The organism is Streptomyces sp. NPDC003720 (assembly GCF_042875075.1).
Taxonomy (GTDB): domain Bacteria; phylum Actinomycetota; class Actinomycetes; order Streptomycetales; family Streptomycetaceae; genus Streptomyces.
Window position 1 is genome coordinate 1109183 of sequence record NZ_JBIANZ010000001.1, and the last position, 8512, is coordinate 1117694.

Consider the following 8512-nt stretch of genomic DNA (forward strand, 5'->3'; position numbering starts at 1 on the left):
CGTTACACCTGATCCGGGTGAACGGCCCGCAGCAGTGCGCCGGAGCCACGGACCCCGCCATCGCAACCTTCCGAGAGACGGGCTCGTTGCGCCGTCTCATCAGCGCCGTGCCGCGCTCACGCCGTGGCACCGAGAGAAGACATCATGAAAGCAGCGGTATACGAAGGACCGCGCACGGTCACCGTGAAGGACGTACCGGACGCGAAGATCGAACACCCCTGCGACATCATCGTCAGGATCACCACCACCAACATCTGCGGCTCGGACCTGCACATGTACGAGGGCCGCACCTCGTTCGAGTCCGGCCGCACCCTGGGACACGAGAACCTGGGCCAGGTGGTGGAGGTCGGCTCGGCCGTCCGCAAGGTCCAGGTCGGCGAGTACGTGGTGCTGCCCTTCAACATCGCCTGTGGTTTCTGCAAGCAGTGCGAGCAGGGTCTGACCAACTACTGCCTGACCATGCAGCCGGAGCCGGCCCTCGCGGGAGCCGCCTACGGATTCGCCGACATGGGCCCCTACCAGGGCGGCCAGGCGGAGCTGCTGCGCGTGCCCTACGGCGACTTCAACGCGCTGCGTCTGGGCGAGGACGCCGCCGAGCGGCAGACCGACTACGTGATGCTCGCCGACATCTTCCCCACCGGCTATCACGCCACCGAGATGGCGCACGTCAAGCCGGGTGACCAGACGATCGTCTTCGGGGCCGGTCCCGTCGGGCTGATGGCGACCTACTCGGCCCTCCTCAAGGGCGCCGGGCGCGTCTGGACGGCCGACCACCAGCCCGACCGGCTGCGCAAGGCGGAGGAGATCGGCGCCATCCCGATCAACACCGCCGAGCAGAACCCGGCGGAGGTCGTCAAGGAGGCCACCCTCGGTCTGGGCGCCGACAACGGCTGCGAATGCGTCGGCTACCAGGCGCACGATCCCCAGGGACACGAGGACGCCAGCCTGACGCTCAACGGTCTGATCGACTCGGTCAGGTTCACGGGCGATATCGGTGTGGTGGGCGTGTTCCTGCCCCAGGACCCCGGCGGCGCCGAGGCCCAGGGCGAGCTGGAGGCTCAGGGCAAGGTCCCGATCGACTTCGGCATGATGTGGTTCAAGGGCCAGCGCATGGGGACCGGGCAGGCGCCGGTGAAGAGGTACAACCGGGCGCTGCGGGATCTGATCGCCGGCGGAAAGGCGAAGCCGAGCTTCGTCGTCTCCCACGAACTCAGCCTGGACCAGGCCCCCACCGCCTACGAGCACTTCGACGCCCGTGACGACGGCTGGACCAAGGTCGTCCTGCATCCCGACGGACACGGCAACGGCCACAAGCGGTAGGCAGAGGGCCGCCGCCTCCGCTCACCGAGGGAGAAGGCCGGCCGACGAGCGGCGTCCGACCCCGGCCCAGGCCGGGATCAGACGCCGCGGTGATCGACCGTGCTCGCTGGGCAGGCCGGACGTCGGATCCCGATGACGCCGGTCGAGGACTGGATGCAGGCCACGTGGAAACCCCCGGTGTTATCCGCATGCGCTCTTCGCCCTCTCACTCAAGTGGCACGCCTTCCGTTCACCTCACCGCACGTGGGAGCACTCATGAAGACAGACACCCGTTCCGCCTCCCGCCTACAGCACGATCCGCTCGTGCGTGGCCTGGGCTGGGCCAGTGCGCTCCTGGGCGTGCCCCAGGTCGCCGCCCCGGCCGGCTTCGCCCGGGCACTGGGTGTAGACGGCACATTCCGGCACCGCTCGGCCACGACCGCCGTCGGTGTGCGTGAGCTGACGGCGGCGGCCGGGCTGCTGGGGCGGCCGCATCCCGCCTGGCTCTGGGGCCGCGTCGGTGGCGATCTCATGGATCTGACGATGCTGACCCGGGCCCTGAGGAACCACGACGGTCGTGGCCTGGGCCGCACCGTTGCCGCGACCGCCGCGGTCACCGCCCTCACGGCCACGGACGTCTACGCGGCCGTGACCCGCACCCGTAGGAGCACCCCCATGGAACTGACCGCGACCACCACCGTCAGCCGATCCCCGGACGAGGTCTACGCCCTTTGGAAGGACCTGAAGCGACTGCCGGACTTCATGGCGCACCTGGACGAGGTGCGCGTCACCGGTCCGCGCACCAGTCACTGGCGGGCCGGCGCGCCGTTCGGCAAGACGGTCGAATGGGACGCCGAGACCACGCAGGACGACCCCGGCCGGCTGATCGCCTGGCGGTCGGTGGAGGGCGCCGACATCGACAACTCCGGCGAGGTCCGCTTCGTGCCCGCCCCCGGCGGCCGGGGCACGGAGATCCGGGTGCTCCTGCGCTACGACCTGCCCGGCGGACCGGTGGGCAAGGCCGCGGCGCGCTACTTCGGCGAGGAACCGCACCAGCAGCTGGACGACGACCTGCGCCGCTTCAAGCAGATCGTGGAGATCGGCGAGGTCGTCCGCTCCGAGGGCGCGCCCGGCGGCAAGCAGGCCCGTGGCGAGTTCCCGCAGCACCCGGCCCGACCGCTGACCGAGGACGAACTGAAGGAGGCCCTGGCATGAAGGCGAACTGCTGGACGGGACGCAACTCGGTCGAGGTGCAGGACGTCCCCGAACCGTCGATCCTCAACAGCCGCGACGCCATCGTGAAGATCACCTCGACGGCGATCTGCGGCTCCGACCTCCATCTGCTCGACGGCTACGTCCCCACCATGGAAAAGGGCGACATCATGGGCCACGAGTTCATGGGGGAGATCGTCGAGGTCGGCCCCGGCGTCAGCGACAAACTCCGCGTAGGCGACCGGGTCGTCGTCCCCTTCCCCATCGCGTGCGGCGCCTGCGCGTCCTGCCGCGCCGAGCTGTACTCGTGCTGCGAGAACACCAACCCCAACGCCGGCATCTCGGAGAAGTTCTTCGGCCACCCCACCGCCGGCATCTACGGCTACTCCCACCTCACCGGCGGCTTCGCCGGCGGCCAGGCCGAGTACGCCCGCGTGGTGCTCGCCGACGCCAACGTCCTCAAAGTCGGGCCTGAACTCACCGACGAGCAGGTGCTGTTCCTGTCCGACATCCTGCCGACCGGATACATGGGCGCCGAGATGTGCGACATCCAGAAGGGTGACGTCGTCGCCGTCTGGGGCGCCGGCCCGGTCGGCCAGTTCGCCATGGACAGCGCCCGGGTCCTGGGCGCGGAGAAGGTCATCGCGATCGACAAGGAGACCTACCGGCTCGACATGGCCGCCGCCCAGGGCTACGCCACCATCAACTTCGAGGACACCGACGTACGCTCGGCGCTGCTCGAACTCACCGGCGGCCGGGGCCCCGACAAGTGCATCGACGCGGTCGGCCTGGAGGCCACACACGGTGCGTCCCACATCCACCTCTACGACCGCGCCAAGCAGGCGGTCCGCTCCGAGACCGACCGGCCACACGCCCTGCGCCAGGCCATCCTGTCCTGCCGCAGCGGAGGCGTGGTGTCCGTCATCGGCGTCTACGGCGGACTGATCGACAAGTTCCCGGCAGGCGCCTGGATGAACAGGTCCCTGACCCTGCGCACCGGGCAGTGCCACGTGCACAAGTACATGAAACCGCTGCTGAGCCTCATCGAACAGGGCAGGATCGACCCCACCCGGGTCATCACCCACCGGCTGCCCCTGACCGAGGCACCGGCCGGCTACGACCTGTTCAAGAACAAGAAGGACCACTGCGAGAAAGTCGTCCTCAAGCCGTAAGGGCCGCACCGGCACAGGGCCTACTCAGCCCTTCGCGCTGTCGTGCGCTGTCGTCAGGAGCGCGCGAGCCGGGCCGCGAGATAGGGCGCGGTGGCGCTGCGGCGGGCCCTCGCCACCTTGGCCGGCGGGCCCGCCGCGACCACCCGCCCTCCCATGTCGCCGCCGCCCGGACCGAGGTCGATGACCCAGTCGGCGGTGGCGATCGTGTCCAGGTCGTGCTCGACGAGGACGACCGTGTTGCCGGCGTCGACGAGCCGGTGCAGCTGTCGCAGCAGCAGCGCGATGTCCGAGGGGTGCAGCCCCGCCGTCGGCTCGTCGAGCAGGTAGAGCGCGTGCCCGCGCCGGGCTCGCTGCAGTTCGGTGGCCAGTTTGATGCGTTGCGCCTCACCGCCGCTGAGTTCCGTCGCGGGCTGGCCCAGCCGCAGGTACCCCAGTCCCACCTCGCGCAATGTCTCCAGGCTGCGGGAGGCCGCCGGAACGGCGGACAGGAACGTGGCCGCGGCGTCGACGGACAGCGCCAGTACGTCCGCGATGTTCTTGCCCCGGTAGGTGACTTCCAGCGTCTCGGCGTTGTACCGGGCGCCTCCGCAGGTCGGGCACGGCGCGTAGGTGCCGGGCAGGAACAGCAGTTCCACCGCGACGAATCCTTCGCCCTGGCAGGTCTCGCACCGCCCTTCCGGCACGTTGAAGGAGAACCGCCCGGCCGAGTAGCCGCGCGCCGTGGCTTCGTCCGTCGCCGCGTACAGCTTGCGCACCGCGTCGAACATCCCGGTGTACGTGGCCAGGTTGGACCGGGGTGTTCGGCCGATGGGCCGTTGGTCTACCCGGACCAGCCGGTCGAACGACTCGACCCCCGCCGCGTCCTGGACGTCGACCTCCAACTGCGCCTCGTCGGGCTCCTCGGGCACGAGTCCGAGGTGGCCGCGGACGACCTCGGCGAGCACCTGCGTCACCAGCGTCGACTTCCCGGAACCGGACACGCCCGTCACCGCCGTCAGTACGCAGAGCGGTACGTCGACGGACACGTCGTGCAGATTGTGGCGGGAGACGCCGCGCAGGTGCAGCCAGCCGTGCGGTGTGCGCGGGCGGTGATCGAGCGGCTGGGCGCGCCCGAACAGGTACTGGCTCGTGGCCGACTCCCCGACCTGCTCAAGACCGGCGACCGGGCCGCTGTACAGCACGCGGCCGCCGCCCTCGCCCGCACCGGGGCCGATGTCGACCACCCAGTCCGCCCGCCGTACGACGTCCATGTCGTGCTCCACGACGAACAGCGAGTTGCCCGACGCCTTGAGGCGGTCCAGCACCTTCAGCAGCGGTTCCGCGTCAGCCGGGTGCAGGCCCGCGGAGGGTTCGTCGAGGACGTAGACGACGCCGAACAGCCCCGAGCGCAGCTGGGTGGCGATCCTCAGGCGCTGCGCCTCGCCCGGCGACAGGGTCGTCGAGCGGCGCCCGAGGCTGAGATATCCCAGGCCCAGGTCGAGCAGTACGTCGATCCGCGCGACCAGGTCGCCGCAGATCCGGACCGCGACCTCGGTCGTCTCCCCGGACCGGGCCGTCGACGTGGTGGCGTCGGCCTCGGACCGCCCTGCGACGGGCCGCAGCAGCGCCACAGCCTCGGTGAGCGGCATCGCGTTGATCTCCGCGATGGAACGCCCGGCGAAGGTCACGGCGAGGGCCTCGGGCCGCAGCCCGCTGCCGTGACAGACGGGGCAGGGCACGCTCCTGACGAACCGGAGCGCCCGCTCGCGCATCTTCTCGCTCTTGGAATCGGCGAGGACGTGCATGACGTGCGCGCGGGCGCTCCAGAACTTGCCCTGGTAGCCGTAGTCGACGCGGCCCTCCTCCGGCTCGATGTACACCAGGGGCTGCTCGTCCGTGTACAGCAGCCAGTCCCGGTCCCTCTTCCTCAGCCGGCGCCACGGGCGGTCGATGTCGATCCCCAGACCGCTCACGACACTGCGCAGGTTGGCGCCCTGCCAGGCGCCCGGCCAGGCGGCGATCGCCCCCTCGCGGATGCTCAGCGAGGGGTCCGGGACGAGCAGGTCCTCGGCGACGTCGTGCACGACGCCCAGGCCGTGGCACTCCGGGCAGGCGCCGGCGGCGGTGTTGGGGGAGAACGACTCGGCCTCCAGTCGTGCGGCCCGGGGCGGATAGGTGCCGGCGCGGGAGTACAGGATGCGCAGCAGATTGGACAGCGTGGTGAGGGTGCCGACCGTCGAGCGCGAGCTGGGCGCCCCGCGTCGCTGCTGCAGGGCCACGGCCGGTGGCAGGCCGGTGATCTCCTGCACGTGCGGTGCGCCGACCTGTTGCAACAGCCTTCGGGCGTACGGTGCCACGGACTCGAAGTAGCGCCGCTGGGCCTCCGCGTAGAGCGTGCCGAACGCGAGCGAGGACTTGCCCGAACCGGAGACGCCGGTGAAGGCGACCATCGCGTCCCGCGGAACGTCGACATCGACGTTCCGCAGGTTGTTCTCACCAGCGCCCCGGACATGCACGAAGGGGTCGGTCGCGTTCTCGTTCACCGTTCCTGATTACCTGATCGCGCCGCGAACCGCGCGACAGGCGCCGTCACCGGCCCCCGCTGCCGGGCGACATTCGGGAGTGCTTCACCGTGGATCCATAGTGTGGGCGTGCCGGGGACTGTGCCCCCGGGCCTCACACTTCGCCCAGGAGGACGAGCGGTGAACTCCACACGGCGGTGCCATGTGAAGGCCTGGCGGGTACGGGAACGCTCCACGCCCCTCCCTCCCATTGGGTCGCGGCCCCGCTGGGTCTATCGTCAGACTTCTGAGGCCAGGACGAGGAGGACGGCCGGTGATGCCGCAGGACGACGCCGTGATCGGCTGCACGGGCAAGGTGCTCATCGGGACTCGGGGATCCGCGGGCCCCGGCGAGGTCCTGGTGCGGGTCCGAGGCGGCTCCGAGACCTTTCTGGCCTGGTCCGAGGACCCCCTGCCCGCGGGCACGACGGTCCTCGTGATCGAATCACGCGGATGCCGGAGGGTCGGCGTCATCGAGTGGGTGGATCCATTGGACGCGCTCGGCGGAGAGGCCGCCGGCGCAAGCTGAGGAGTACAGCATGTTCGGATACCGCGTTCCCGCTCCCGACGAGGCGATGTTGATCTCGGGGGGCCGGCGGGGACTGGGGGGCGCGCCGTTCCGAGTGGTCACGGGGCACGGGAAGTTCGTGCTCCCGGTCTTTCGCAAGGTCCGCTTCCTCACCCTGTCGATGTGCGAGGCGGAGGTCACCGAGACCTGTGTCACCAAGCAGGGCATCTCCCTGCACGTCCGCGCGGTCATCGCCTTCAAGGTCGGCAACGACCACGAGAGCATCATCAACGCCGGTCAGCGGTTCCTCTCCGACCAGGAGCAGATGTCGGTGCTCACCGGCCGGATCTTCGCCGGACACCTGCGGGCCATCATCGGTTCGATGACGGTCGAGGAGATCGTCACCGAGCGGCAGAAGCTCGCCGCCGAGGTGCTGGACACCTCCAAGACGGAGATGGCGACGATCGGCCTGATCGTCGACTCCCTGCAAATCCAGTCAATCGACGACGGCGACACCGGTTACATAGACGCGATGTCGGCCCCGCACAAGGCGGCGATCCAGCGGCAGGCCCAGATCGCCCAGGCCCAGGCCACCCAGGCCGCGGTCGAGGCGGAGCAGGAGGCGGCCCGGAAGCAGGCCGAGTACGCCCGGCAGACCGCGATCGTCAGAGCCGAGTACTCGGCCCAGGTGGACCGCGCCCAGGCGGAGGCCGCACAGGCGGGGCCGCTGGCCCAGGCCCACGCCCAGCAGGAGGTGCTGGCCGCTCAGACGGAGCTGGCCGAGCGCCAGGCGAAACTGCGCCAGCAGCAGCTGGTCGCCGAGGTCGTCAAGCCGGCCGAGGCCGAGGCCGAGCGGGTGCGGATCCTCGCGGCCGCCGAGGCCCAGCGCATGAAGATCCAGGCGGAGGCGGCGGCCTCGTACGACCGGGTCGCGCTGGACCGGATGCTGATCGACCAGCTCCCTCAGATCGTGAAGGAGGCGGCAGGCGGCCTGTCCGGCGCCAACGTCAACATCCTGAACGGAGCGGACGGCCTCGGCGAGATTGCCGCCGGCCTGGTGTCCCAGGGTCTGACGATCCTCGACTCGGTGCGGCAGAACATGAGCGGGCAGGACCAGGACGCCAAGGCGGACGACAACGCCGGCGCCAAGGGGCTGCTGCAGCTGCGCTCGGGCAAGGAGCGGACGTCGGACGACGGTCCGGTGAACGTCGACTAGCTCGTCCGGCGGCGTGGACGACGGGGAGCGCCGGTCGGTGGCCGGGGTCCGAAGCTCGTCCAGCACCGCCACCGCCAGGTCCTCGGCGCCGATGCGGGAATCCCCTTCGGCGCCGAGGAGCAGGGTGTCGCGACGGTGATGTGGTCCCTGTGATCGGGGGCTCGCCCGGCGAAAGGATTGCTTTCGGGGCGGTCCCTGGGCGGTTCGGCCCCGTGAGCCGACAGAACCGGCCGTACCCTTGGAGGTATCCGTGGCGTCATATAGTGGGCGCCCCATCTTGGAGGCAATACGTCGTGCTGATTGCTCAGCGTCCCTCGTTGACCGAAGAGGTCGTCGACGAGTTCCGCTCCCGGTTCGTGATCGAGCCGCTGGAGCCGGGCTTCGGCTATACCCTCGGCAACTCGCTCCGCCGCACCCTCCTGTCGTCGATCCCCGGTGCCGCTGTCACCAGCATCCGCATCGACGGCGTTCTGCACGAGTTCACCACCGTGCCGGGCGTCAAGGAGGACGTCACCGACCTGATCCTCAACATCAAGCAGCTGGTCGTCTCCTCGGAGCACGACGA

General features: G+C 70.1%; 6 protein-coding genes and 1 pseudogene. 6 read left to right on the forward strand and 1 reads right to left on the reverse strand.

Going from position 1 to position 8512, the window contains the following annotated elements; translation table 11 throughout:
• Positions 1 to 144: 144 nt before the first annotated feature.
• The 3 genes from ACFYU0_RS05400 (at position 145) to ACFYU0_RS05410 (ending at position 3683) form a co-directional block, all read left to right on the forward strand.
• Positions 145 to 1320: a glutathione-independent formaldehyde dehydrogenase gene (locus tag ACFYU0_RS05400; RefSeq protein WP_389297924.1), complete on the forward strand. Its 1176-nt coding sequence runs from the start codon at positions 145 to 147 to the stop codon at positions 1318 to 1320.
• A 255-nt stretch (positions 1321 to 1575) separates the two neighbouring features.
• Positions 1576 to 2514, forward strand: coding sequence for an SRPBCC family protein (locus tag ACFYU0_RS05405; RefSeq protein WP_351663682.1), 939 nt, complete (start codon positions 1576 to 1578; stop codon positions 2512 to 2514).
• Positions 2511 to 3683 carry a zinc-dependent alcohol dehydrogenase gene (locus tag ACFYU0_RS05410; protein ID WP_351663684.1) on the forward strand — a complete coding sequence of 391 codons (1173 nt, stop codon included), beginning with the start codon at positions 2511 to 2513 and terminating at the stop codon, positions 3681 to 3683. The genes ACFYU0_RS05405 and ACFYU0_RS05410 overlap by 4 nt, the downstream gene beginning before the upstream one ends.
• A 53-nt stretch (positions 3684 to 3736) precedes the next feature.
• On the opposite strand, the gene uvrA is transcribed toward ACFYU0_RS05410, so the two are convergent.
• Positions 3737 to 6205 (reverse strand): excinuclease ABC subunit UvrA, encoded by a 2469-nt coding sequence (gene uvrA, locus ACFYU0_RS05415; protein ID WP_389297927.1) that lies wholly within the window; start codon positions 6203 to 6205, stop codon positions 3737 to 3739.
• Positions 6206 to 6500: 295 nt separating this feature from the next.
• Between uvrA and ACFYU0_RS05420 the strand changes: the two genes are divergently transcribed.
• The 3 genes and pseudogenes from ACFYU0_RS05420 to ACFYU0_RS05430 all read left to right on the forward strand — a co-directional run.
• Positions 6501 to 6752: a hypothetical protein gene (locus ACFYU0_RS05420; protein WP_389297929.1), complete on the forward strand. Its 252-nt coding sequence runs from the start codon at positions 6501 to 6503 to the stop codon at positions 6750 to 6752.
• Between the two features lie 10 nt (positions 6753 to 6762).
• Positions 6763 to 7947, forward strand: a complete 1185-nt coding sequence (locus ACFYU0_RS05425; protein WP_351663690.1) for an SPFH domain-containing protein — start codon at positions 6763 to 6765, stop codon at positions 7945 to 7947.
• A 293-nt stretch (positions 7948 to 8240) separates the two neighbouring features.
• Positions 8241 to 8512, forward strand: a pseudogene (locus ACFYU0_RS05430) (DNA-directed RNA polymerase subunit alpha); the annotation flags it as partial.